Below are 25641 nucleotides of genomic sequence, written 5' to 3' on the forward strand. Positions count from 1 at the left end.
CGATAAATGTCCGTACTGCGGGAATTGATCCCTGGCCAGGGCGGATACGTAAGGTTAGCGGCCGGATCCGGCCGTTCGGCGGTGCGGCCCGCCCCTGAGTCAACCGAGCTCCAACCGAGTCGTCACCGAGTCCTGGGCGGAGCCCGGCAGACAGGGAGCGCAGCGGTGTCCTGGACTTCACCCTCTGTTCACCGGCAGTCCCACGTGCGGCGTGGATACGCACCTACCGTCACGCGTGACACACAGACGGAGGGACGAAAACGTGCGCAATCTGCTGCCGCTCATCGGCTCGCATCCGGGCGGGCGCTCTGCGCTGACCTGCCGCTATCGCTGCGGTGACGCCTGCTTCCAGGAGATCCCGAACACCAGCGACAACGAGTACGCCGGCGACATCATCGCCGGTGCCCTGTCGCGCCGGTCGATGATGCGCGCCGCCGCCGTGGTGACCGTGGCCGCCGCCGCCGGAACGGCCGCTCTCGCCGGTCCGGCGGCCGCCGGCGCCGAGGCGGCGCCGCTCGCGGGCCGTCCGGGAGGCAAGCCGAAGCCCACTCCTTCGGGTGCCCGGGGTCTGCGCTTCGCGGCCGTCGCGCCCAACAAGGACGACCAGGTCACGATTCCCGAGGGCTACGGCCAGAACGTCGTGATCCGCTGGGGCGAACCGATCCTGCGCGGCGCTCCCGCCTTCGACCCGGACAAGCAGTCCGCCAAGGCGCAGGCGGGCCAGTTCGGTTACAACAACGACTTCCTCTCCCTGCTCCCGCTCCGTGGTGAGCGCGGCCGTCAGGTGATGGTCGCCAACCACGAGTACACGGACGAGATCCTGATGTTCCGTGGATACGATCCGGCCAACCCGACCCGTGAGCAGGTCGAGATCGCCTGGGCCGCGCACGGACTCTCCGTGGTCGTGGTCCAGGAGGAGAACCGCACCGGCACGCTCGGCCCGGTCAACCGGCACCCGTTGAACCGCCGGCTCACCGCGACCAGCGAATTCAGGGTCACCGGCCCGGCCGCCGGCAGCCCGTTGCTCCGTACCTCTGCCGACCGCACCGGCCGCAAGGTGCTCGGCACGCTCAACAACTGTGCGGGCGGCACCACCCCGTGGGGCACCACGCTGCACGGCGAGGAGAACTTCAACCAGTACTTCGCCAACGGCTCCAGCGACACCGACAAGCGCTACGGCATCGGTACCGCCGCGACGGAGCGCAAGTGGGAGCTGTTCGACAAGCGTTTCGACCTGGCGCAGGAGCCCAACGAGGCGCACCGCTTCGGCTGGGTCGTCGAACTCGACCCGTACGACCCGGATTCCACGCCCCGGAAGCGGACCGCGCTCGGCCGGTTCAAGCACGAGGCGGCGCAGCCCCGGCTGACCTCCGACGGCCGTCCCGTCGTCTACATGGGCGACGACGAACGCTTCGACTACTTCTACAAGTTCGTCTCCAGCAAGCGGATGAAGAAGGGGAACTCGCGGGCCGCCCGGGAGCACAACCTCACGCTGCTGGACGAGGGCACGCTGTACGTCGCCAAGCTGACCGGCGACTCCCCGGCCGCGGAGTTCGACGGCACGGGCAAGCTCCCCTCCGACGGCGAGTTCGACGGCAGCGGCGTCTGGATCCCGCTCGCCACGGGCACCACCTCGCACGTCCCCGGCATGACGGCCGAGGAGGTGTACGTCTTCACCCGTCTGGCCGGTGACAAGGTCGGCGCCACGAAGATGGACCGCCCCGAGGACGTCGAGCCCTCGCCGCGCACCGGACGGGTCTACGTCGCCCTCACCAACAACACCGACCGGGGCAAGGCGGGCAAGGCCGGCGCCGACGAGGCCAACCCGCGCAACGCCAACAAGCACGGTCAGATCCTGGAGCTCGCGGAGCACTGGGACGACCCGGCGGGCGACGGGTTCGCCTGGCGGCTGTTCCTCGTCGCGGGCGACCCGGAGGACCCGGCGACGTACTTCGCCGGGTTCCCGAAGGATAAGGTCAGCCCCATCTCCTGCCCGGACAACGTGGCCTTCGACGACCACGGCAACCTGTGGATCTCCACGGACGGTGCCCAGCTCGGTTCGCACGACGGCCTGTTCGGCGTCGCCACGCAGGGCGAACGGCGGGGTGAGCTCAAGCAGTTCCTGACCGTGCCGACCGGTGCGGAGACCTGCGGCCCGGTGATCCAGGACCGCCGCGTCCTGGTGGCCGTGCAGCACCCGGGCGAGGTCGACGGCGCCTCCGTCGAGAAGCCGGCGAGCACCTGGCCGGACGGGCCGGGCAGGATCGTCCGCCCGTCGGTCGTCGCCGTCTGGCGCAAGGACGGCAACGACATCGGCGTCTGAGCCACCCGGCCCCGCACGTGCGGGCTGTGCGAGCGGGAGCTGTACAGCTACGAGAGGGGTGAGGTCATCAGCCTCCTGACCCCACCGTGGCGCCTCATCGGATTAGAGTCGTACGCATGGTTTCCGGTGAGGCGCCGCAGGCAGCGGGAAGTGTCCGGGTCGACGCCTGGATCTGGGCGGTCCGGCTGACGAAGACCCGGTCGCAGGCGGCTGCCGCCTGCCGGGCGGGACACGTGCGGGTCAACGGCGAGCGCGCGAAGCCCGCCCAGGCCCTGAGGACGGGCGACGAGGTGCGGCTGCGGCACGCGGGCCGGGACCGGATCGTGGTCGTCTCCAAGATCGTGAAGAAGCGGGTCGGCCCGCCGGTGGCGGCCGAGTGCTTCGTCGACAACAGCCCGCCCCCGCCGCCGCGCGAGATGGCGATCCAGGTCCCGGTCCGCGACCGGGGCGCGGGCCGCCCGACCAAGCGGGACCGCCGCGAGATGGAACGCCTCCAGGGCCCCCAGGGCCCTCACGGCAGGGGCCAGGATCCGGATTAGGGTCGTTCGTCCGGGGCCGGGCCGTGCGAGGATCCCGCTGCCCTCACCTCGGGACGTCGCCGTTCCCGCATCCGCGTCGGGCCGTCGGTGTCCGCGGCGCGGAAGCCGAGGACCAGGGTGGTGCAGGACAGCGCGAGCGTGGCGCACCCGCCTCCTGCTGTGCGTCCCCACCCACGCGGGCGGCCCCCGTCCCTCACGGCCGCCCTCGCGGCGCTGCTGCTCACACCCGGGACCTACCCGCGCCGGGCGACCACGACCCGTCCCGCCACGCCGCCGACCACCAGGACCGCTCCCGCGATCAGCACGGCCCACACCGTCGTCAGCAGGGAGGCGGTCAGCGCGGCGTAGACCGCGGCGGCCCCGCCCCGGTCGGTGCCGGGCACGTGGTCGAGCACCCGGTCGCGGCCGGCGGCGACGGCGATCCGCAGCAGCACCGCGCCGAGCACCAGCCCGCCGCCGGTCACGGCTGCGGCCGTCAGGCCGGCCCGCAGGCCGCCGCGTACGACGGCGAGACCCAGCACCAGGACGAGCAGCACCACCGTCGCGACGGCCGGCCGGACGCCGCAGTACCGCAGCCACCGGAACGAGGACCGCAGCTCGTCGGCGCGGTCGGCGGACAGCACGGTGATGGAGGTCTCCTCGACCGGGATCCGGTCGGCGAACGGCACTCCGCTGCCGACCAGTTCCTTCTTGACCGCCTCGATCACCGGCGCCAGGTCGATGGTCACCGCCTGCCCGTCGTCCCCGTGCAGCGAGGCCGTCACGGCGTGGTGCGCCGCCCGGTTCGCACTGTCCCAGGCCCGCTGGAAGGCCTCGGTCGTGGTGAACGACAGCGCCGTCTCGTGCAGGAACTGCCCGACGGTCTCCTGGAGCGGCCCGACGTCGATGTTCTTCATCGTCTCGTCCGTGACCAGGGTGGCCACGGTGCCCCGTACATCCGCGTCGGAGGCCAGGGGGGAGACGGCGGCGAGATAGCGGTCGGTGTCGTCCAGCTCCAGATCGGCCCAGGCCGAGAGCGCGCTCAGCGGGACCAGCACGGCGAGCAGGACGAACAGGACCGCCGACAGGGCCGCTGAGAGAGAGGTCCGCACAGGCACCAGCCAAGCGCGTGCGGCGGCGGGGCGCTCAGGGCCGTGCGCCATTCGAGTTGCCGGGCGCCCCGGCCGGGTGTGCGCTGGAGGGACACAGGGACGGGGGCGACGGAAGGAGCTGTGCGCCATGGCCACACACGCAACGATGCCGATGCGCCGCCGCACGCGTGCCCGCACCCCTGCCCGGCAGGGGCACAGCGCTCTGGCCTGGGCGGTGCCCCTCGCCCTGGGCGTGATCCTCGGCTTCTGGGCCTTCTTCATCAAGCGTGACGGCGGGGCGACCACCGGCGGTCAGATCTGGCTCGGCGTCGTCTCCGGGGTGGTCTTCGCCGCGCTCTGCTACGCGCTCGTGCGTATCCGGTGGGCCTTGCCGCGCGAGATGCGCGCCACCGCGTTCGGCGTGCTGACCGGGGTCGCGGTCGGCTTCCTGTCCAGCCTGCACGGCAGAAGCGTGCTGACGTCGGCCGCCATCGGACTGGCGGTCGGCGCGGGGATGCTGTGCACGATGTTCTACGCCTACTACACGCGCGAGGAGTGATCGTCGCCCTCCGACGTGGCGCCCCGCAGCGCCCGGGCCCAGACTTGAAGGGGGCACGGCGAACGGCCCTGGAGGAGCCATGACGGCAACTACACGGAAAGACACACCCGTTGCCATCGAGACGGACGGCGCGGAGCTGCGCATGAAGGAGATCGGCGGCGGTCTGACGGTCGCTTTCGCCCGGTTCTCCAAGGGCACGGACATGGGCCCGGCCCTCAAGGGACTGCCCGACGACCTGTGCCCCTGCCCCCACTGGGGCTACCTCCTCAAGGGACGGCTCAAGATGCGGACCGGGGCCGGCTCGGAGGCGTACGAGGTCTACGAGGAGGGCCAGGCGTTCTACTGGGGTCCCGGGCACGCGCCCGAGGCGCTGGAGGACTGCGAGTACGTGGACTTCTCGCCCACGGAGGAGTTCGCCCGGGTCGTCGGCCACATCACTTCCCCGGGCTGACCCCCCACGACCGTGCCGGCCCCCTCGCTGTCGAGGGGGCCGGGTGGTGGCCCCCGATGCCCACGGTCAGCTGATCCGCAGATCAGCGAGCTGCTGGGCGAACGGGACGACCGCGTCCTCGCCGTCGTCGAGGGTGAGGGCCCGGGACGCGCCGGAGACGGTCCGCCCCGTGACGGCGGAGGCGAGCTCGCCTCCCGCGCGCCGGATCCGGGCGGGCAGTCCCTCGGTGTACTCGTCCCCGTGCGAGCCCCAGTCCTCCGACGCCGCGTACACGGAGGTCGGCAGGACGACGGCCCTCAGGTAGGCGAAGAGCGGACGCATCGCGTGCTCCAGGACCAGCGAGTGCCGGGGGGTTCCGCCGGTCGCCGCGATCACGACGGGCTTGCCGGTCAGCGCGGTGTTGTCGATCAGGTCGAAGAACGACTTGAACAGCCCGCTGTAGGAGGCGGTGAACACCGGCGTCACGGCGATCAGCCCGTCCGCCCCGGACACCGCGTCGATCGCCTTCTTGAGGTCGGCCGGCGGGAAGCCGGTGACCAGGTGGTTGGCGATGTCGACGGCCAGATCGCGCAGCTCGACGACCTGGACCTCGACGCGGCGGTCCTGCTCGGCCGCGAGCCTCTCGCGGGCGGCCTCGGCGAGCCGGTCCGCCAGCAGCCGGGTGGACGAGGGGCTGCTGAGCCCGGCCGCGACGGCGACGATCTTCAGGGGAGTGGTGGCGAGCACGGTCGTCAGAGCTCCTTCGGGTCTGCGGTGGCGGCGGCGCGGGCGGCGGCGACCGCGGGGTGGACGGGGGCGTCCGGCACTCCGGCCGGGCGCAGGCGCGCGAACTCCTTGCGCAGGACGGGCACGACCTCCTCGCCCAGGAGGTCGAGCTGTTCCAGGACCGTCTTCAGCGGCAGGCCCGCGTGGTCCATGAGGAACAGCTGGCGCTGGTAGTCGCCGACGTCCTCGCGGAAGGACAGGGTCCGCTCGATGACCTCCTGTGGGGAGCCGACGGTCAGCGGGGTCTGCTGGGTGAAGTCCTCCAGGGAGGGCCCGTGCCCGTAGACCGGCGCGTTGTCGAAGTACGGGCGGAACTCCCGTACGGCGTCCTGCGAGTTCTTCCGCATGAAGACCTGGCCGCCGAGGCCCACGATGGCCTGCTCGGCGGTGCCGTGCCCGTAGTGGGCGTAGCGCTTGCGGTAGAGGTCGACCATCTTCCTGGTGTGCTCCATGGGCCAGAAGATGTTGTTGTGGAAGAACCCGTCACCGTAGAAGGCGGCCTGCTCGGCGATCTCCGGGGAACGGATGGAGCCGTGCCAGACGAACGGCGGGACGCCGTCCAGCGGGCGGGGGGTCGCGGTGAAGGACTGCAGCGGGGTGCGGAACTTCCCCTCCCAGTCGACGACGTCCTCACGCCACAGCTTGTGCAGCAGCGCGTAGTTCTCGATCGCGAGCGGGATGCCCTGGCGGATGTCCTTGCCGAACCACGGGTAGACCGGTCCGGTGTTGCCGCGGCCCATCATCAGGTCGACGCGGCCGTCGGCCAGGTGCTGGAGCGTGGCGTAGTCCTCGGCGATCTTCACCGGGTCGTTGGTGGTGATCAGCGTGGTGGAGGTGGAGAGGATCAGCTTCTCGGTGCGGGCGGCGATGTAGCCGAGCGTGGTCGTCGGGGAGGACGGGACGAACGGCGGGTTGTGGTGCTCGCCGGTCGCGAAGACGTCCAGGCCCACTTCCTCGGCCTTCTGCGCGATCGCGAGGGTCGCCTTGATCCGCTCGTTCTCGCTCGGTGTCGTACCGGTCGTGGGGTCGGTGGTGACATCCCCGACGGTGAAGATCCCGAACTGCATGGCGCCCGCCTCCAAAGGTGTTGAGCGAGGTTCGTCGAAACGGTTTTGGTTGAACGTTGAACTATGTGAACACACCCTACAACGGGGCACCCCCTTTCTCTATTCCGCCCGCTCCGGAGCAGGCGGAAGCCCGGTCTGCGTACTCTGGATCCGGCGCGCCGTGGCGGCCGCCGGACGGAGGAGTGCCCGATGAGCGAGAGCGAGCGATGAGCGAGAGCGAGCGCTGGAAGGAGCGCAACGTCGCCCTGCGCGTCTTCGTCTACGTCTTCGCGACCCACCTCTTCGCCGGGTTCGTCATGCTGCTGTTCTATGTCGGCGGTCACGCCGACCGATAGCCGGTGCGGGCTACACTCGGCTCATGACCTCCGTACCGTGCCGGAACTGGTGGCGCTCCTCCTAGGAGCGGCCACCTCTTCTGCGCGGAACCAGGGCCGTTCGTTCTTCGGACGGCCCTTGTCGTTGCCCCGGTGCCCCGTGACGGGCCGTCCTCCACGCGTACACCACCAGCGAGGAGACCCCCGTGACCATGACCACCGATGACCTGCCCGTCAGCCCCGCCGCGCGCCGCAGCGCCGAGCTGGAACAGCAGCTCGCCCTGGATCCCGGCCGCTTCCGCGTCCTCACCGGGGACCGGCCCACCGGCGCCCTGCACCTCGGCCACTATTTCGGCACCCTCCACAACCGGGTGCGCCTCCAGGACCTCGGCGTGGACGTCTTCGTACTCGTCGCCGACTACCAGGTCCTCACCGACCGGGACGTCGCCGAGCGGCTCACCGAGCATGTGGAGGGGCTGCTCCTGGACTACCTCGCCATCGGGATCGACCCCGAGCGGTCGACGGTCTTCAACCACAGCGCCGTCCCCGCCCTCAACCAGCTGCTGCTGCCGTTCCTGTCCCTCGTCTCCGTCGCCGAGCTGGGCCGCAACCCCACGGTGAAGGACGAGATCGCCCACTCGCGGCAGTCCGCCGTCAGCGGCCTCATGTACACCTACCCGGTGCACCAGGCCGCCGACATCCTCTTCTGCAAGGGCGACCTCGTGCCCGTCGGCCTGGACCAGCTGCCGCACCTGGAGATCACCCGCACCATCGCCCGCCGCTTCAACGAGCGGTACGGAGCGGTCTTCCCGGAGCCGGACGCGCTGCTCTCCGCCGCGCCCCTGCTGCTCGGCACCGACGCCACCAAGATGAGCAAGAGCCGGGGCAACTCCATCGCGCTGGGTGCCGACGCCGACGAGACCGCCCGGCTGATCAAGGGCGCCACCACCGACGCCGACCGGCACATCACCTACGACCCCGAGCTGCGGCCCGCGGTGTCGAGCCTGGTGCTGCTGGCCGCGCTCTGCCTCGACCGCGACCCGCACGAGGTCGCCGAGGAGATCGGGAACAACGGGGCGGCCGGCCTCAAGCGGACCGTCACGGACGCCGTCAACGCGCGCATGGCCCCGATCCGCGCCCGGCGGGCGGAGTACGCCCAGGACATGGGGTACGTACGCGACGTGCTGCGCGCCGGGAACGAGCGGGCGAACGCCGTGGCCGAGGTGACCCTCCAGGAGGTGCGGGACGTGATGGGGATGTTCAGCTAGGGCCAGGCCGCACGGCCCCCGGCACGGACGCCGCGGCTCAGCGCCGGGTCGCCGAGCGCTGCCCGCGCAGCAGCTCGGCCAGCCCGCGCCGGGTCGCGGCGATCACCACCCGGTCCTCCGCCCGCAGCACGTAGCCCGGGTGCAGATCCCAGACCAGGCCTGAGGGCCGGTCCGGGGCCCCCGTGCCCGTGGGGTCGAGGGGGTCGAACGGGGGCACGGCGGCAAGGTCAGGGACCCGGTCGGCCGGCGGGGTGGCGTCGAGGGCCAGGACCCGCCAGGAGCCCGCCCGGAACGCCTGGTCGACGGTCCGGCCCTCCAGATGGGCGTGGCCCGCCACCTCCAGCGCGGCGAAGAGCATCACCTTGCGCTCCACCGGGACCGCGCCCAGGATCTGCCGGCCCATCATGGCGACCGCGAACGACGGTGCGGCCAGATGGGACACGGAGCGGGAGCGGGTCAGGGCCCCCGGGTGGGCCGTGCGCAGGGTGCGGTAGACGGCGGTGGCGAACTCGTCGTCGTACAGGCGCAGTGCCACCCGCAGGTCGGGCTTCACCGAGCGGGCGTACAGCGCGGCTTCGAGGTTCGTCGTGTCGACGCTGGTCAGGGCGAGCAGCGCGCGGGCCCGGCGGATCTTTGCCGCCTCCAGGACGCCCTCCTGGGTCACGTCGCCGAGGACCGTGGGGACGTGCAGGCTGCGAGCCAGTGGGATGCCGCGCGCCTCCGGGTCCTCCTCGACGACCACCACGGGGATGTCCAGCTCGCGGAGCCGCACCAGGACCCTCGTGCCGATCTTGCCGAGTCCCAGCAGGACCACATGGCCGGACAGGCCGCGCGGGGGGCGGCGCAGCGAGGACGCGGTGCGCAGCGTGCCGAACGCCTCCAGGACGGCGGCGATCAGCAGGGGCAGCAGCAGGAGTCCGGCCATGCCGGAGAGCAGCTGGATGACCTGGCGGGAGTCCGAGTCGTCCTTCTCGACCGCGGGGTCACCCATCGCCAGCAGGTCGAGCATGGTCAGGTAGGCGGCGCGCACCGGGCTGTCCCCCGTGGTGATCACCGAGGCGATGGCCAGGGCGACGACGGCCGCCGCGACGCCCAGCGCGGACCAGCGCAGCCGGCGCGAGAAGACCTGGCCGAGCGGTGCTCCCCTGCCTCCCATGCGGGTGGGTGCCCGGTCGGGCCCCGCCTGGCTGATGGTCTCCAGGACGATCGTGCCCCGGCCGGTGGCGGCGTTCACCGTCGCCAGGTCGGGGAGGAGCTGGGGCCCCTCGTCGCCGCTGCTGTCGGAACCCTCGGCACCGGCCGGGTCCTGGCTGGTGGAGGAGAGCAGGGCCAGGGTGCACAGGCCGGGGTCGGCGAGCTCACCCGGCCGGGGCGGGGTGCGTTCGACGGCACGCAGGAGCAGTCCTTCGGCCTGGATGACCTTGCTGCTGCCGGTCAGCGCGGTGGCGGCCAGGGCCGGTGCGGCGGTGTCGGCGTCGGACAGGACGGTGGTGGAGGCGTCCAGCGCGGTCGGGTCGAGGCCGGGCATGGAGACGGCGGCCGCCTGGTCGAGCAGCGTCTCCAGGTGCTGGCCGAGCTTGCGGTTGTAGAGCCGGATGACCAGGCGCAGGCGGGGATTGAGCCGACGGGCCGTCAGGGCGGCCCGGATGTTCCGCTCGTCGTCGTCGTAGACGAGCGCCAGGGCGGCGGCCCGGTCGACGCCCGCCTCCTCCAGGACGTCGTCGGAGGGCTCGTGGGCCTCCATGATGCGGACGGCCTCGACCCCGGCGTTCGTGTCGCCGTCCCCGGTGCCCGCCCCGTTGCGGTTCATCGCCGCCGACATCCGCCCGAACAGGGCGCCGGCACGGGCCCGTTGGGTCAGCGGCAGCTCCGGACTGCTGGTGTCACGGCCCGGTGGGAGCACGAGCGTGACCCGCTCCCCGTACACGTAGCGCAGTTCCACGGCGAGTCTGCGGGCGAGGGTGTCGTCGCCGCAGACCACCATGTGTCCGCTGCTCGGGGGGCGTTGGGGCTGTTGAGGAAGTGATGCCACGGAACCCAGCATGCCTTGCTCCCTCCGGTTCAGCCGGGCGTGTCGGTGATCATCGCGTGACGGGGGCGTGGAACCGGATCAGGACGGCGGGGGCCCGCGGCCCGTTCGATGGCCGCCTCGACCGCCGCGAGCCGGTCCGCGAGCAGCCCCAGCGCCCCGACCGCACGGGAGGCGGGGTCGCCCTCCGGGCCGCCGAGCGCCTGCGCGCGTACGTAGGAGGAGGTGACCGCCGCCCACCGTTCCGACTGTGCGGGGGTGAGCGTTCCCCGGAGGGCGGCCAGCTTCAGCAGGTTCGACTCGGCGCCCGTGGTGAGCGTCTGGGCCTCACCCGCGTAGTGGTCGTCGATGACGGCGGCGAGCTCGGCGTCGTTCATGACGGGCACGATCCGCGCCGCGATCTTGTTCATGTCGCGGTACGAGCCCTGCAGACGGAACGGCGGCTCCGTGCGCGAGGCGTCCGTCCGCGCCGCCGAGGCGATGTACGCCGCGTTCACCGCGAGGACGGTGTCCCGGGCGGTGAGCAGATGGCGCAGGACGGAGACGATCCGGTCCAGCTCGGCGGGGCTGTAGGGGTGTTCCAGGCGGTCGGCGGACGCCGGGAGGCCCGCGCCGGAGGCGAGGCGCACGAGCAGGCCGAGGTCGTTCCGGGAGCGGGCGGCGAGCGGGGCCAGCACCGGGTTGGCGGTCAGCGCGTTCTCGACGAAGCTCAGGGCGAAGACCTCGTCCCGGCCGCTCAGGACCTCGCCGAGATTCCATACGTCGGCCCGGTTGGCGAGCATGTCCGGAATACGGAACCGGGCACCGGACTCGGTGTACGGATTGCCCGCCATCACCACGGCGAACCGCTTCCCCCGCAGGTCGTAGCTACGTGGCTGCCCGTCGTGCACCCCCTCGACACGGCGGGTGGCGTCGCAGAGCGGAATGAACTTCTGGAGCAGCTCGGGCGAGGTGTGCTGGATGTCGTCCAGGTAGAGGAGCGTGTTGGCCCCCGCAGCCAACGCGAAGTTGATCTTCTCGACCTCCTGGCGGGCGGTCGCCCCGGGCGCCAGGGCCGGGTCGAGGGACGTCACCTCGTGGCCGAGGTTCGGACCGCTGACCTTGACGAGGACCATCCCGAGCCGCTCCGCGACGTACTCCACGAGGGTCGTCTTGCCGTAGCCCGGCGGGGACACCAGCAGCAGCAGGCCCTGCGAGTCCGTGCGCCGGTCGCCGTCCGCGGTACCGATCTGCTTGGCCAGGCTGTCGCCGATGAGCGGGACGTACACCTCGTCCAGCAGCCGGTTGCGGACGAACGCGGGCAGGGCGCGCGGTCTGTGGTCGTCCAGCCGAAGCCGGGAGCGTTCGGCCGCGACCAGGGTGGTGCGCAGCCGTTGGTACGCCCGGAAGCCCGGCACGGTGTGAGCCCTGAACGCGGCTGTACGGGCGAGGAGTTCGTCCAGGCGGACCGTCAGCCGGCGGCGGGCCACACGCGGGTGGTCACCGAGGAGGCCGTCGACCGTCGCGGTGAGCGGTGCCTCGCAGTCGTAGCGCTCCAGCTCCGGGCACAGCTCCACGGCGACCGCCTCGGCGAGGTCCCCGTCGGCCAGGTCCCCGTGGTCCTCGCCGCTCGCGACGGCGTAGGAGGTGAGCCAGCCCTCGACCAGCCGGCGCCGGGCCGGGAGATCGCCGGACAGGGCGGCCAGGTCCTCGTCGTACGCCGAGGTGTCCAGGGCGCCGCGGAACGCGCCGAGGAGCGTACGGACCGGCGCACTCGTGACGAAGCCGGCGGGACCGCCGGCCAGCTCCTCGAAGAGGTACTCGGCGACGGCCGGCTCCGACCGCATCACCGCGGCCCACTCCTCCTGGAGCGTCGCGACGGCGGGAGCGAGCCCGAAGGTGTCACGGGCGCGCGCCAGCGAGCGGGCCTGACGCGTCCAGGACGTACGCAGTGCCTCATCGGCGTCGTGGGCCCAGAAGAGCTGCGCCGCCGCGCGCACCGAGGGCGTGAAGCGCAGCAGTCCGGCCCCGGCACGCAGCCGCAGCAGGACGGTCAGGACGGCGAGGGCGTCCTCGTCGTGGACGCCTCGCTGATACCCCTCGTCGTACGCCGAGGCCGCCGCCTCCCGCACGAGTGCCGTGAGGTCCGCGCCGGCCAGGGCGTCCGCGCCGTGCTCGTCGAGGAGCCGGGCGGCCAGGTGCTCGGCGCGGTAGACGTCCGGCGACTCCGAGGGCAGCAGCTGGTCCCGGTAGGCGCGGGCCGCCGCGAACTCCGGGTCGGTGACCGGCGCCCGGTAGTCCGTGCCGGTGAGCGCGAAGGCGAACCCGTCCTCGCCGCCGCTCCCCGAGGGGACCAGGGTCAGGTCGAACGGCCGGGTGTTCACCGCGAAGCGGTGGCGGCCCAGCCGGATCACCGAGCCGCCGTCCGCGTACAGCTCGCCCCGGTCGCGCAGCGCGCGCCCCGCCTCCTGCCGGGCCGCCTTCAGCCGGCCGTCCAGCTCCTCGGCGCGGACCGGGTCGCCGAGCGCGCGGAGCTCCTCGGCGGTCCGGCGGACCTTGGCCACCATGGGGTCGGAGGCGAAGTACGTGTGGACGGCGTCCACGTCCTCCAGCGAGGCCAGCCGCCGGGAGACCGTCTCCAGGACCCGGGCCGCGGACTCCGCGAGCCGCTCCGCGCGCCGGGCACGGGCGTCCTGCAGCGTCTGCTTCCGGCCCGAGAACGCCTCGTAGACCTCCGTACGGCGCTCGCCGAGCCTGCCCAGGAAGTCGTCGGACTCCGCGAAGCGGGACTCCAGGTTCTCCAGCTGGAGCAGCACCCGGGCCAGTTGCTCGTCGCAGGCCTCCGGGGAGCCGGCCGAGGCGAGCGCCCCCGTGACGGTCTGCCCGAGCAGCGCGAACTCGGCGGCGAACTCGGCCCGCCCCTCCCGGGACACCAGTTCCCCGCGCCGCGCGTCGAGGGTCGCGCGGGCGCGGTTGGCGCCGCCCAGGACCTCGGCGATCCGCTCCAGGACCGACGTACGGAGGGTGGTGTCGCCCATGTCCAGCCCGGTGACGACGTCCGTGACCGTCGCCAGACCGTCCGTGATCTCCGTCAGCCGGTCCCCGGCCGAGGAGGCGTCGGCGACGCTGTCCAGCCCTTCCGCGCTCGCGGTGATCCCCGCGAGGTCCTCGTGGTACCCGGTGAACGCGTCCTCGCGGGCGAGGAAGGTGACGGCCCGCCGGGCGGCCGATTCCAGATCCCGCGCGGTCTCCTCGCGGAGCGCGGCGACGCGCTCCGTGTCGGCGTACCGCATGTCGGCGAGGGTCGCCAGGTGGCCGTGGGCGCGGCGCAGTTCGGTCAGCGCGCCGACCCAGGCGGCGGCCGAGCGGGGTGCCTCGCCCCGGATGCGGCGGACCAGGGCGGTGAGCCCGGTGGCCGCCTCGTCGAGTGCGTCGGCGGCCCGGCCGGTCAGCTCCTGGACGGTCTCGAACTCGGCCAGGACCTGGTGGGCGGTGGCCCGCAGCTCGTCCAGCGGCTCGGCGAGCGCGCCCAGCCCGGGATCGGTGAGCCAGTGGTAGCGGTCGGCCGCCCGGCCGCAGTCGGCGACGAGCCGGCTGTACACGGCGGCCGTCGGCGGCATGTCCCGTACTCCGTGCGCCAGGGCCAGGCAGTCGGAGATCCCGCGCACCAGGTCGGCGTTACCGGTCCGGGCGAGCGGGCCCGTTCCGGCGGGGCGGGAGGCGGCGTAGGTGTCCGAGACGTACGGGGTCTGCCAGCGCTGCAGCGGGTGGACCCGCCCCGGCCCGTCCGCACCGTCCTTGAGCAGGATCAGGGTGCCGTCGTCGAGGAGGGCGTGCCCCCGGCCGAGCAGGGGGGTGGCGACCTCCTGGCGGATCAGGTTGTAGGGCAGGAGCAGGGTGCGGCTCCCGTCCCTGGACCGGAAGACGTACAGCACGTCCTCGCCGTTGGGGGAGGGGACCGTGCCCTCGAAGACGGGGTCATGGAGCTCCCCGGCGGTGTCGAAGGTCCTGGCCGTGCCGGTGGTGAGGTAGTACCCGCCGGGGAAGATGATCCCCTGGTCCTCGGGGAGCAGACGGCAGGACGGGCCGATCGCGTCGAGGCGCCGCACGGTGGACAGCAGCGTGTTGAAGACCAGATGGCGCCAGGTCTCCTCCTTGTACGGGCGTACCCGCAGCAGGATCAGCGGCCCGGCCACGGCGTATTCGACGGCGGCGTCCGCCAGGGACTGCAGCGGCTCGTCGACGGGCTCCTCGTGGATCCCGTCGGGGGACTCGGTGTCGTCGGTGGTCCTGACGGTGAGCGTGCCGCCCAGCGTGTCCACGAAGACCGTGCCCAGCACGGAGATGTGCGGATGCCGGCCGGGCACATGGGCGTCCCGTCCCACAGGGGTCCAGTCGACGTCGTGGGACTGCGGGAAGACGTGGTCACGGTCGCCCCGGGCGTCGAGGAAGGCCCCGGGCGCACCGTCGGGGCCCAGCGCCCAGCGCAGGACGCGGATGTCCTCGGCGGTCTCGCCGGTGCGGAACACGGCGAGCAGCCGGCCGTTGACGCGCCGCAGCCGGAGCAGCCGGGCGTCGCGGTAGTAGCGGTGCAGACCGGCGAACTCCCGGACGAAGGCCTCGTCGCCCAGCAGTCCCGCGTCCACCTCCTCCAGCCCAGGTTCGCGCAGGACCAGCACGTCACCGACCCCGGCGTCCCCGCGCGCACCAGGGCCACGCTCGAAGCCGAACAGCAGGCGCCCGCCCACGGCGACGAGATCGCGGGCCACCGAGGGGTGCTCGGTACGCACCTGTTCGGTGGCGAGCAGGCGCAGCCCGGCGGAGCCGAACTCCTCGGTCCGCCGCGCGTTGAGCGACTCGGCCCGCCGGACCAGCTCGTCGGCCTGCGCCCCGAGCCGCCGCCGGAGCACCTCGTAGGCGTCGGCGTCGGTGGGTGTGGCGTCACGGTCCATGCGTACGGCTCCCTACGGAATATCACTCACGACAACGCCCCGGAGGGCCTGCGCTTTCGGTGCTGGGTGTCGAAATCGGGCTCGACCGACGGTTGTCCCTGTCGGAAGACCGGGCTTTTCTGGTGCTGGGTGCCGAAATCAAGCCCGTCCGGCGATTGAGGACGGAAGCCTCACTCCGCCGGGGCGGAACGGAACCCTGGCCCGCGAAGGACCAGCCGCCCCGGGGGCCGGGGCAGCACCCGGCCCCGAGGGCGGCGCGGCTAAGCCACCCCCGCCCCGTTCCGCGACGGCTCCGCAGAAGCCCCCGCACCGCCGCCACCGGCCACGCTCCCCGCCGCGAGCGACGACACCGTCATCCCCGCCAGGCCCAGCTCCTCCGCCGCGGCGAGCAGCCGGCCCACCTGTCCGGAGGCCGCCCCCGGGGCCCGCATCAGCTGCGTCAGCAGGGCCGACACCGTCAGGTTCCGTACGTCCCCCGTGGACACCGACCCCAGGACCTTGGTCAGGTCGTCCGTGAACGACCCCCGGCCGTCGAGCCACGGTCCGGCCAGCGTCTGCGCGGTCTTCGAGTTCTCCACGAACCCGTCGACGCTCCGGCCCAGCGAGATCGAGGACACCAGCCGGTCGAAGAAGACGGAGTCGCCGCCGACGATGTCGATGTCCGCGTTCTCCAGACCCGTCGCCAGCACCGTCGCCTGGGCCTCGGCGACCTGCCGCTGGACGTCGAACTCCGCGAGCCTGATCTCCTTCTCCGCATCCAGCCGCAGCCGGTACTCCTCGTGCCCGCGCGACGCGTCGTCGAGCGCCGCCATCGCCGCGGCCTTCTGGGTGAGCCCCTCCGCCTCGGCCTTCAGCTTCTCGCCGATCACCGCCGCGTCCGCGGACGCCTGTGCCTGCGTCCCCTCCGCGACCGCGAGTGCCTTGAGGCGCGCACCCTCCGCCTCGGCCCTGAGCCGGGCCTCCGTGGCCTGGGCCTCCGCGCGGCCGGCCTTCTCCGTGACCTCGGCCTCCGCTTCCCGGACCTGGACGTCCGCGAGCCCCGCCGCGGCACTCTCCGCCTGGATGCCCTCCGCGAGCCGCAGCTTCGCCTGCGCGTCGAGGTCGGCGGTCTTCAGCCGGGCGTCCGCGAGCGTCAGCTGCTCGGCCGCCAGGTGGACGGCCGCCGCCTCCGCGGCCTCCGCCGCCTTGATGTCCTTGACCAGCTTCTCCTGCGCCTCCGCCTCGGCCGCGATGATCACGGACCTGCGGGTGCGCTCCGACTCCTCGACGGACCGCAGGGTCAGGATCGACTCCTCCTGCTCGGCGACCGTACGGTCCACGGCGATCCGCTCCCGGATCACGTCGGCGACCTCACGGCGCTCGGCCTCGACCTCCTTCGTCGCGGCGATCCTGTTCAGCTCGGTCTCCCGCTCACGCCCGATGACCTCCAGCAGCCGGTCCTTCTCGATGCGCTCGTTCTCCACCGCGATGACCCGCTCACGGTTCTTCTGCGCGACGGCGACCTCGCGCGCCTGGTTCTCCCGCTGGATGCCGAGCTGCTCCTCGGTACGGATGAACGCGCTCTGCGAACCGAGCCGTTCCTCCTCCTGCACCCGGGCGGTGACGGCCTCCTCGCGAGCCCGCAGCGTCTCGACCTCGCGGCGCTGCTTGATCTCCGCCTCGGCCTGCCGGCGCTCCAGCTCCAGGATGGTCTCGCGGGCGTCGACGTCCTGCCGGGTGATCTCCTTCTGCTCCGTGCGCTGGAACTCGTTGGTCCGCACGTGCTCGATCGCCGTCAGTTCGGTGATCTTCCGGATGCCCTGGGCGTCCAGGATGTTGGCGCCGTCGAGCTGCGCCATCGGCGTCTGCTCGAGGAAGTCGATCGCGGCGTCGTCGAGGTGATAACCGTTCAGGTCGGTCCCGATCACCCGGATGATCCGGTCCCGGAACTCCTCACGCTTGGTGTAGAGGTCGACGAAGTCCAGCTGCTTGCCGACGGTCTTGAGCGCCTCGGAGAACTTCGCGGCGAAGAACTCCTGGATGGCGGCCTTGTCGCTGGCCCGTTCCGTGCCGATGGCCTGCGCGACCTTGATGACGTCCTCCACGGTCTTGTTGACCCGGACGAAGAACGTGATGTGGATGTCGGCGCGGATGTTGTCCTGGCAGATCAGGCCCTCGCGGCCGGTGCGGCGGATCTCGATGGTCTTCACCGAGATGTCCATGGTCTCGGCCTTGTGCAGCACCGGGAGGACCACCGCACCGGTGAAGGTGACGTCGACCTTCTTGGTCTTGGAGATGATCAGCGCCTTTCCCTGCTCGACCTTGCGGAAGAGCCGGGTGATGACGAAGACCAGAGCGATGGTGACGAGCAGGACAACGGCGATCATCACGCCGATGCCCCAGGAGATGGCATCCATGTCAGTCCTAGGCGTACGAAGAGGAGGAGCGCCCCGCATCACGGCGCGCGGAACCACGGGCCCCGGGGGCCCGGAAGAAGGGAAGGCGGGTCAGCCGGCCTTGCGTGGCAGCGGTCGCGGGGCGAGCGCCGCGTCGTACGGCGAGACCCAGAAGAACTCGCCGTCGGCGTCGTAGGCGTAGAGGAGCCCCGTACTGCCGGAGCTGAACACATCACCCGGCGCTGGCGGCCGCAGTAGCTGCCTGACCTGCACGATCGCGGTCGAACCGTCGGTGGCCGCGACCTCGGCCTGTCCGAAGTCGGCGCTGACGGAGCCGGTGCGGATCGTGCAGACCTGGCCCACGAAGTCCTCCCGGGACGGCGGAGGCTCCGCGGGGAAGAACCGGCGGAAGCGGCGTACGAGCATGCGGACCACCCCCCAGGCGATCAGTAGCGCCCCCGCCAGTACGGCGAGGTGGAACACGGCCCGCAGGGTGCCGGTGGCTCCGCTGCGGAGCACCAGGACCGATCCGGTCAGGCCGGCGAACCAGGTGATGACGATGAACAGGGACACCGACACGGAGACGGGCACCCCGCCGAAGCCGACCGCCTCGGTGTCGAGGTCGCTGTCGAAGGAGTCGTGCCCGGCCGCTCCGGCCAGCACCAGCAGCCAGAAGCAGACGACGACCACCAGGGCGGCGCCGAAGAGGACCGCCGGGAAGGCGAGTGCCGCCGAGAGGAATGCGGTCATCAGGTTCTTCCCCCGTCCCATGCGCCGTCGTACGGTCCTGGAGAACGGACGGCGGCGCACGGGACGGGGGAGCCGGCGCTGCGACACCGCGAACGGTCCCGCAGCAACCGGTTCCTTCCCCCGTGATCCCCCGTAACCGCCGTACTTCCCCCGTGTGTTGCTGGACAGATCGTGCCAGCCGGGGCCTCTCGGGCACACTGCCGGAATCCGGCAGGCTTCACGCGTGCCGACTGCCGGGCACCGGCACCCGCCCTCGTGCGTTGGTGAGGTGACAGTGCTGTAGAGGTACGGAGGAACGCGCAGTGGCGGAGCCCGAGATCCCCGAGAGGTTCCTGGAGGGATATGCCCACATCCTGTCCGAGGTCGCGGAGACCGGCCGCCGGCTCACCCGGGACGAGCTGGAGACGCGGCGCGCCCTCGGCCGTGAGGCCGCGGAGGCCGGGCACCAACTCCGGGCGCTGGTGCGGCGCCACCTCGCTCAGACCCGCGCGGCCTGGCCGCGCACCCCGGCGGACGCATCGGCCACCGACGCCGTGCTGGGCGCCGTGGAGCAGGCGGTCGACGCCTTCGCGGAGGGCTTCGAGCGGGCGCAGCGCCTCACCGTGCGGCGCGAGGAGGCGGCGCGGCGGGAGTTCATCGACGACCTGCTGTACGGGCGCAGCGACCTGGGCAGGCTCGCGGAGCGGGCCACCCGGTTCGGGCTGCGGCTCTCGCGGGCCCACGCCGTCGCGGTGGCGGCGGGCCCCGAGGCGTACACCGAGTCCGACGCCGCGCCCCGCAGTGTGGAGGCGGCCCTGCTGGCGCGCTTCAGCGGCCGGAAGATCCTGGTCACGACGAAGGACGGGCGCCTGGTCTGCATAGCCCCCGGCAGTCAGCCGGACGTCCTGCGGTATTTCGCCAAGCAGGCGCACGCCGCGACGGACGGCGGCCAGGTGGCGGTCGGCCGCCCGCACCGGGGTCCCGGCGGGGTGGTCCACTCGTACGACGAGGCGCTCGAAGCCCTCGAACTGGCGCGGCGGATGACACTCGACGAGCCGGTGCTGTACGCCGCCGACCTGCTGGTCTATCCGGTGCTGACCCGGGACCGGCAGGCCATGGCCGATCTGGTGCGCAGCGAACTCGGCCCGCTCAAGGAGGCGAGGGGCGGCGCGGAACCTCTGCTGCGGACGCTTTCCGTGTACTTCGACGCGGGGTGTGTCGCCGCCGAGACGGCCCGCCGGCTGTCCCTGAGCGTGCGCGCGCTGACGTACCGGCTGGAGCGGATACACCAGCTGACCGGCTCCGACCCGTCCGACCCGATGCACCGGTACACGCTGCAGACAGCGGTGATCGGCGCCCGGCTGATGGACTGGCCGGCGAACGAGGTCTGACGGACACCGGCCCGGTGCGGCAGGCCGGTGGCGCGTACGGCCCGAGGGCCCGAGCCGCACGCGGCGGCCGGACTACAGATCGAACTCGTGGGGCGGCAGGTCGAGCGCGAAGCACGCCTCACGCACGACGGCCTGCTCCGACTTGTCGAAGTCGCCGTCGGCGCCGCCGATCACGATGCCGATCTGGATGACGGCACGTGCCTCGGCGGGCTTCTTCCTCGCCTTGGCGATGTCCTGGAGCACGCTGACCTTGCCGAAGGCGAAGTCCGCGGTCAGCTTGTCCACGTAGGCGTTGAACCGGCGCTGGAGGTCGTCCGCCGGGAAGTTCTGCAGCACGTCGTTGGTGGCGATCAGGGAGGCGACACGCTGCCGCTCGGACGGGTCGATGGAACCGTCCGCCGCGGAGACCAGGGCGCACATGGCCATGCTCGCGTCACGGAACGCCCCGCTCTTCAGGTCGTTCTTCTTCGCCTCCAGCTGCGTCTGCATCGTCGACGCGGATTCCTTGATCCGATCCCAAAGGGCCATGACGTCTCCATACGTTGCGTTGCCTGTGGTGCGGGAACCAGTCAAACTCTACAGCTGTGTAGAAGAACCCGGGGCGGCCGCCGTCGGCACGGCTGCCGACAGGCCCGTGTGCGGCCACTCAGTAGGATGCGGCGGATGAACAGGCCCATGGATACGGACGACGGCGGAACCCAGGACGGCCCACGGCTGCCCAGGCGCGGGCAGGGCCAGCTGGAGTCGCAGGTCCTGACCGTGCTGCGCTCGGCAGGCGGGCCCGCGACGGCCGGCTGGGTGCAGGAGCACCTCGACGGCGACCTCGCCTACACCACGGTCATCACGATCCTCTCCCGCCTCTACGCGAAGAAGGCCGTGACCCGCACCCGGGAGGGCCGTTCCTACGCCTGGACCCCGGCCTCCGACGAGGCGGGCCTCGCCGCGCTCCGGATGCGTCGCGTCCTGGACGGCGAACACGACAGGGAGGCCGTGCTGGCCCGGTTCGTCTCCGCGCTGTCCCCGGGCGACGAGGCGCGACTCCGCGCGCTGCTCTCCCGCGCGGCCGACTCCCCCGACGACGATCCCGCAGCTCCGGAAGGCTGAGAGCCACCACGATGGGCGTCTTCGTCTACCTGCCACTCGTCCTCCCGCTGACCGCACTGCCCATGGCGCGCCTCGCCGAACAGCATCTGCACCCCCGGAGCGCCACCCGCCTCCTGGCCGCCGTCGGTTCGACGCTGGCCCTGTGCAGCACGCTGTGCCTGGCCCTGCTCATGGTGGTGGGCACGGCCCAGCTCCCCGGAAATCCGCTGCCCGACGGCTGGTCCGACCCCGAGGTGCGCGCCGCGGTGCCGTACGAGGAGAAGGCGGGTCTGATCGCGATCGGCGTCCTGGGAGTGGTGCTGGTGGCCTGCGGCAGCACCCTGCTGCGGCACATCAGGACCCGGATCCGCGCCGCCCGCGCCCTGCCGCCGCCCACCGGCGACGGCGACCTCGCGGTGGTGCCGTCCCCCGACCCGTACGCGTACGCCCTGCCGGGAACGGCCGGTCGCGACGGCCGCGTGGTCGTCTCGACCGGGATGCTGGAATGCCTGGACGCCCCTGAACGCCGCGCGCTCGTCGCCCACGAACGCGCGCACCTGGCGGGCCGGCACCACCGCTACCTGCTGGTGACTCAACTGGCGGCGCGCGCCAACCCGTTCCTGCTGCCCCTGCGTACGGCGGTGGCGTACAGCACCGAACGCTGGGCGGACGAGGAAGCGGCGTACGCGGTCGGCAGCCGCCGGACCGTCGCCACGGCGGTCGGCAAGGCGGCCCTGTTCACGCGCCGTCAGCCGGGGCCCGCCGTACTCCCCGCCTTCGCGGCTCCCTCGCCGGCGGGGCCCGTGCCGCGCCGGGTGGCGGCGCTGCTCGACCCCGAGCCCTCGGCCGGGCTCTGGCCCCCGCCCTCCGCGCATCTGGTCCTGGCGGCGGTGACCGCGACGGTGGGGACGGCGGCCTCGGCGCTGTCGTCGCTCAGTGCGACGGTGACGCTGGTCGGCATCCTCCACGCGGCCACCCCGCTCTGACCCTCCGGCTGACGGGGCCCCGTCAGTCGGAGTCGCGCCCCGCGTGCTCCGGGGTGAGGTCGTCGTGCGACGGCATCGGCTGCTCGACCGCGACGGCCTGCTGCTTCCGCTTGCCGGCGAGAGCCGCCTGGAGCTTCGAGGCGACCGGCTCCGTCCACCGGGCGGTGAGCGGCCCGACGATCACCAGGATCAGCACGTACGCGGTCGCGATGGGCCCGATGCGCGGTTCCGTCGCCACGGCCAGACCGGCGATGACGATGGAGAACTCCCCGCGCGCGACCAGCGTGCCGCCCGCGCGCCAACGGCCCCGAGGACCGACCCCGGCCCGCCGGGAGGCGTACCAGCCGGTGCCGATCTTCGTGAAGACCGTGACGACCGCCAGCAGCGCCGCCGGAAGCAGCACGGGCGGGATCTCCGCCGGATCGGTGGACAGTCCGAAGAACACGAAGAACACGGCGGCGAACAGGTCCCGCAGCGGCGTCAGCAGCTTGCGCGCACCCTCGGCGACCTCGCCGGAGAGCGCGATACCCACGAGGAACGCGCCGACGGCCGCGGACACCTGCAACTGCTGGGCCACCCCGGCCACCAGGACGGTGAGCCCGAGGACGACGAGCAGCAGCATCTCCGGGTTGTCGGAGGACACCGCACGGCTGATGAGCCGGCCGTGGCGCAGCGCCAGGTACAGCACGAACCCGACCGTGCCGAGCGCGATCAGCAACGCGATGCTGCCGCCGGCCAGACCGACACCGGCCAGCATCGCGGTGAGCAGCGGCAGATAGATCGCCATGGCGAGGTCCTCGATGACGAGGACACCGAGGATGACAGGGGTCTCACGGTTACCGAGCCGCCCCATGTCGGTCATCACCTTGGCGATCACGCCCGACGACGAGATCCAGGTGACCCCGGCCAGCGCGACGGCGCCCACGGGCCCCCAGCCGAGCATCAGGCCGGCTGCCGCGCCGGGTGTCGCGTTCAGCACGAAGTCGACGGCCCCGGACGGATACTGCGTCTTGAGGCTGGTGACGAGCTCCGACGCGCTGTACTCCAGCCCGAGCAGGAGAAGCAGCAGGATGACGCCGATCTCCGCCCCGATGGCGGTGAACTCCTCGCTGGCGCCGAGCGGCAGCAGCCCGCCCTCACCGAACGCGAGTCCGGCCAGCAGGTACAGCGGGATCGGTGAGAGACCTATCCGCCCGGCGAATCTTCCGATGATGCCGAGTCCCAGAATGACGGAGCCCAGCTCCACCAGCAGCGCGGTCGTGTCGTGCACGGTCAGCCCTCCGCAATGATCTCGGAGAGCGTGTCGACGCCCTCACGCGTTCCAACAACAACAAGCGTGTCCCCGATGGCCAGCCGGAAGTCCGGCCCCGGCGACGGATGCGCACTGTGCGTACGCAGCACGGCCACGATCGAGGCCCCCGTCCGCGTCCGCGCCCGGGTGTCCCCGAGCAGCCGCCCGCCGTACGGCGAGCGGGTCCCGAGCGGAATGTGCTCGGTCACCAGATCGATCCCCTCGGTCCGCACGGCATCGATCGGCGCGGCGTCGATGAGGTGCGCGAGCCCGGTGGCCTCGGTGGTGGTCAGGGGTACGGAGAGCACGCACGAATCAGGGTCGTCCTTCTCGTAGAACCCTAGGAACCGCCGCCCGTCGTGATGCACGACGACGGAGATGTGCTGCCCCGACTCGGTGGTGTAGTCGTACTGGACGCCGACTCCTGGCAGCGATGTGCGGTGGGTTCCCATGGCTTCCTCCTGAGGAGCACGGCGGCGTCAGCGTGACGCTTTTGATCGTCTCTTTATCCGCCCATTACCCTAACCGGAGCCCATGTCCGGCAGTCGGGGCGGCGGAGGCGGGGTGAATCCCACAGAACGCACGACCGACCGGCGGGGAGCCGTGAGGGGATGAGGCTGCGCCTCTAAGAGTTGACCAAGGGGAGGGTTTGCCGCTTATGCCGCTTTCCGTGGAAGTGCTTCGGAGCCGGGAGATGGCGCGGTAACACCCCAGGTCTCGCAGTCTGCTCCCCGCGCACGCGGGGATGAACCCTCGGGGTGCAAGCCCAGGTCGTGGATCTGGGACTGCTCCCCGCGCACGCGGGGATGATCCTCTATGGGGGCCGAGTGTGACGACGCTCGGTTGTGTCGGCGTCGCCGCGAGAGTGGCTAGATCTCTTAGGGCTACACTCCTAAGGGGTGTAGCCCTAAGGAGCGGCAAGTGCAACATCACAACCGTCCGGACAAGCCGTCCCATGTTTTCGACCGTGGTGCCGAGTGGGAGGGTCTCTCGGCCTTCGCGGACCGGCCTTTGCCGCATGCCATGCTCGGCATCGTCAGTGGCAGGAGGCGTATGGGGAAGACGTACCTCCTGCGCGCGCTGGTCGAGCGACACGGAGGCTTCTACTTCGGTGCCACGGCGGGGACAGAGGCCGAGTCGCTGCGTCAGTTCGCTGCGGCCCTCGCCGATCATGTGGGGTCCCCGGGTTTGTTCTCGTTCGCCACATGGGACGACGCGATTTCCTACCTGTTCGGGCTCGCCGATCCCCGACATGGGGAAGGGCCGATGCTCGTGGTCATCGATGAGTTTCCGTATCTGGCGAAGACCGCCCCTGAGCTGCCGTCTGTGATTCAGCGGGAGATCGACCGCTTCCAGGTCGAGGAGAGCCGGATGCGGCTCCTGCTGTGTGGATCGGCGATGTCCGTCATGGGTGGGCTGCTCGCGAGCACGGCGCCCTTGCGGGGCCGTGCTCAGTTGGAACTTGTCGTTCGCCCCTTCGGATACCGAGCGGCGGCCGATTTCTGGGGGGTCGTCGACAGTCCGGCCCTTGCGGCGCGGCTCCATGCCGTGGTCGGTGGCACACCGGCCTACCGGCGGCAGTTCCTGGCCGACGACGTGCCCGGAAGCCTGGCGGAATTCGACGACTGGCTCTGTCGTACGGTCCTGTCTCCTTTCAGCCCCCTCTTCCGGGAGGCGAGGTATCTCCTCGCCGAGGAGGCGGACATCCGGGACACCGCGCTGTATCACTCGGTCCTTGCAGCTGTGGCGCAGGGCAACACCACACGGGGTGGGATCGCGGGGTACATCGGCCGTAAGTCGGTCGACATCTCGCACCCCCTCAACGTGCTGGAGGACAGTCATCTGCTGGCGCGGGAAGCGGACATTTTTAGGGCAGGGAAGTCGCAATACCGCATCACTGAGCCGCTGATCAATTTCTACGAGGCAGTGATGCGGCCCTCCTGGGCCCGCTTGGAGGCCGGCCAGGCGTCGGACGTATGGGCACAGTCGGCGGAGCGCTTCGCAGCCCAGGTCGCCGGGCCGCACTTCGAGGCGATGTGCCGGGAGTACGTCCTCGGGCCGGGGCGGGCTCTGCTCAGTTCGGCGGTGGGGCAGGTCGGCGGCGGTGTGGTGACCGACCAGGCCGCACGGAGGCAGATACAGATCGATGTGGCCGCGGTCGAGCCCGGGGCCGGCGGTAAGAAGCAGGCGGTGCACCTGCTTGGTGAGGCGAAGTGGGGCACGGTCATGGGGCTGAGCCACCTTGAGCGGCTCACCCGGGCGCGGGAGCTCCTCACTGGACGAGACATGGACACCACCCAATGCGTGCTTGCCTGCTTCAGCGCCGCAGGCTTCAGCGATGCACTGCGAACTGAAGCGGCGGCACGGGGCGACGGCCGGGTCCTGCTCATCGGCCTGGACGAACTTTACGGCGCGGCGGCCCCGGCCCCGCATCGCCGATGAAGCAGGGACTCGGGGGGCCGGGTCACCT

The 25641-nt window shown here is 71.8% G+C and carries 20 protein-coding genes; 10 read left to right on the plus strand and 10 right to left on the minus strand.

The genetic code is table 11. The features are described 5' to 3' along the window. The first annotated feature begins 262 nt into the window (after positions 1-262). Positions 263-2323, plus strand: coding sequence for a PhoX family protein (locus ACFYQ5_RS01000; RefSeq protein ID WP_389191196.1), 2061 nt, complete (start codon positions 263-265; stop codon positions 2321-2323). A 116-nt stretch (positions 2324-2439) separates the two neighbouring features. Further along, on the plus strand, positions 2440-2862 hold the full coding sequence (locus tag ACFYQ5_RS01005) for an RNA-binding S4 domain-containing protein (protein ID WP_389191198.1): 423 nt from the start codon (positions 2440-2442) through the stop codon (positions 2860-2862). Between the two features lie 233 nt (positions 2863-3095). On the opposite strand, the gene ACFYQ5_RS01010 is transcribed toward ACFYQ5_RS01005, so the two are convergent. Then, positions 3096-3953, minus strand: a complete 858-nt coding sequence (locus ACFYQ5_RS01010; RefSeq protein ID WP_389191201.1) for a hypothetical protein — start codon at positions 3951-3953, stop codon at positions 3096-3098. 127 nt (positions 3954-4080) lie between these two features. Between ACFYQ5_RS01010 and ACFYQ5_RS01015 the strand changes: the two genes are divergently transcribed. Together ACFYQ5_RS01015 and ACFYQ5_RS01020 are read left to right on the plus strand one after the other, a co-directional pair. After that, positions 4081-4491 (plus strand): hypothetical protein, encoded by a 411-nt coding sequence (locus tag ACFYQ5_RS01015; RefSeq protein WP_389191204.1) that lies wholly within the window; start codon positions 4081-4083, stop codon positions 4489-4491. Positions 4492-4570: 79 nt separating this feature from the next. Further along, the gene (locus ACFYQ5_RS01020; protein ID WP_389191207.1) at positions 4571-4942 is read left to right on the plus strand and encodes a hypothetical protein; all 372 of its coding nucleotides are present in this window, start codon (positions 4571-4573) and stop codon (positions 4940-4942) included. A gap of 66 nt (positions 4943-5008) precedes the next feature. On the opposite strand, the gene ACFYQ5_RS01025 is transcribed toward ACFYQ5_RS01020, so the two are convergent. Next, positions 5009-5668, minus strand: coding sequence for an FMN reductase (locus ACFYQ5_RS01025; RefSeq protein WP_389191210.1), 660 nt, complete (start codon positions 5666-5668; stop codon positions 5009-5011). 5 nt (positions 5669-5673) lie between these two features. Then, positions 5674-6774 carry an LLM class flavin-dependent oxidoreductase gene (locus tag ACFYQ5_RS01030; RefSeq protein ID WP_389191213.1) on the minus strand — a complete coding sequence of 367 codons (1101 nt, stop codon included), beginning with the start codon at positions 6772-6774 and terminating at the stop codon, positions 5674-5676. Between the two features lie 206 nt (positions 6775-6980). Between ACFYQ5_RS01030 and ACFYQ5_RS01035 the strand changes: the two genes are divergently transcribed. Together ACFYQ5_RS01035 and trpS are read left to right on the plus strand one after the other, a co-directional pair. Continuing rightward, a complete protein-coding gene (locus ACFYQ5_RS01035) occupies positions 6981-7109 on the plus strand; it encodes a DUF6126 family protein (protein ID WP_351275038.1) in 129 nt (42 codons plus the stop codon). 191 nt (positions 7110-7300) lie between these two features. Then, entirely contained in the window at positions 7301-8356 is a 1056-nt protein-coding gene (trpS, locus tag ACFYQ5_RS01040; RefSeq protein WP_389191216.1) for a tryptophan--tRNA ligase, read from the plus strand. 37 nt (positions 8357-8393) lie between these two features. On the opposite strand, the gene ACFYQ5_RS01045 is transcribed toward trpS, so the two are convergent. The 4 genes from ACFYQ5_RS01045 to ACFYQ5_RS01060 all read right to left on the minus strand — a co-directional run bounded on the left by ACFYQ5_RS01045 (position 8394) and on the right by ACFYQ5_RS01060 (position 18441). Continuing rightward, positions 8394-10400 (minus strand): NAD-binding protein, encoded by a 2007-nt coding sequence (locus ACFYQ5_RS01045; RefSeq protein WP_389191219.1) that lies wholly within the window; start codon positions 10398-10400, stop codon positions 8394-8396. Between the two features lie 17 nt (positions 10401-10417). Continuing rightward, positions 10418-15316 (minus strand): DNA repair ATPase, encoded by a 4899-nt coding sequence (locus ACFYQ5_RS01050; protein ID WP_389191222.1) that lies wholly within the window; start codon positions 15314-15316, stop codon positions 10418-10420. A 260-nt stretch (positions 15317-15576) separates the two neighbouring features. Further along, on the minus strand, positions 15577-17712 hold the full coding sequence (locus tag ACFYQ5_RS01055) for a flotillin family protein (protein ID WP_389191225.1): 2136 nt from the start codon (positions 17710-17712) through the stop codon (positions 15577-15579). Between the two features lie 90 nt (positions 17713-17802). Next, positions 17803-18441 (minus strand): hypothetical protein, encoded by a 639-nt coding sequence (locus ACFYQ5_RS01060; RefSeq protein WP_389191227.1) that lies wholly within the window; start codon positions 18439-18441, stop codon positions 17803-17805. Between the two features lie 302 nt (positions 18442-18743). On the opposite strand from ACFYQ5_RS01060, the gene ACFYQ5_RS01065 reads away from it, so the two are divergent. Next, complete coding sequence (locus tag ACFYQ5_RS01065) at positions 18744-19811, plus strand: PucR family transcriptional regulator (RefSeq protein WP_389191230.1); 1068 nt, start codon at positions 18744-18746, stop codon at positions 19809-19811. Between the two features lie 72 nt (positions 19812-19883). Here the strand turns inward: ACFYQ5_RS01065 and ACFYQ5_RS01070 are convergent, their stop codons facing one another. Continuing rightward, positions 19884-20339, minus strand: coding sequence for a tellurite resistance TerB family protein (locus ACFYQ5_RS01070; RefSeq protein WP_389191232.1), 456 nt, complete (start codon positions 20337-20339; stop codon positions 19884-19886). A gap of 135 nt (positions 20340-20474) precedes the next feature. On the opposite strand from ACFYQ5_RS01070, the gene ACFYQ5_RS01075 reads away from it, so the two are divergent. Both ACFYQ5_RS01075 and ACFYQ5_RS01080 read left to right on the plus strand, forming a co-directional pair. Continuing rightward, complete coding sequence (locus ACFYQ5_RS01075) at positions 20475-20915, plus strand: BlaI/MecI/CopY family transcriptional regulator (RefSeq protein WP_389191235.1); 441 nt, start codon at positions 20475-20477, stop codon at positions 20913-20915. A gap of 11 nt (positions 20916-20926) precedes the next feature. Beyond that, positions 20927-21880, plus strand: a complete 954-nt coding sequence (locus ACFYQ5_RS01080; protein ID WP_389191238.1) for a M56 family metallopeptidase — start codon at positions 20927-20929, stop codon at positions 21878-21880. A 22-nt stretch (positions 21881-21902) separates the two neighbouring features. Here ACFYQ5_RS01080 and ACFYQ5_RS01085 read toward each other — a convergent pair whose 3' ends face one another. Both ACFYQ5_RS01085 and ACFYQ5_RS01090 read right to left on the minus strand, forming a co-directional pair. Further along, entirely contained in the window at positions 21903-23150 is a 1248-nt protein-coding gene (locus tag ACFYQ5_RS01085; protein ID WP_389191241.1) for a cation:proton antiporter, read from the minus strand. A gap of 2 nt (positions 23151-23152) precedes the next feature. Further along, on the minus strand, positions 23153-23623 hold the full coding sequence (locus ACFYQ5_RS01090; protein WP_205019030.1) for a cation:proton antiporter regulatory subunit: 471 nt from the start codon (positions 23621-23623) through the stop codon (positions 23153-23155). Between the two features lie 469 nt (positions 23624-24092). On the opposite strand from ACFYQ5_RS01090, the gene ACFYQ5_RS01095 reads away from it, so the two are divergent. Further along, positions 24093-25613: an ATP-binding protein gene (locus ACFYQ5_RS01095; RefSeq protein ID WP_389191244.1), complete on the plus strand. Its 1521-nt coding sequence runs from the start codon at positions 24093-24095 to the stop codon at positions 25611-25613. Positions 25614-25641: the final 28 nt, after the last annotated feature.

This window comes from Streptomyces sp. NPDC005794 (assembly GCF_042871445.1).
Lineage (GTDB): Bacteria > Actinomycetota > Actinomycetes > Streptomycetales > Streptomycetaceae > Streptomyces.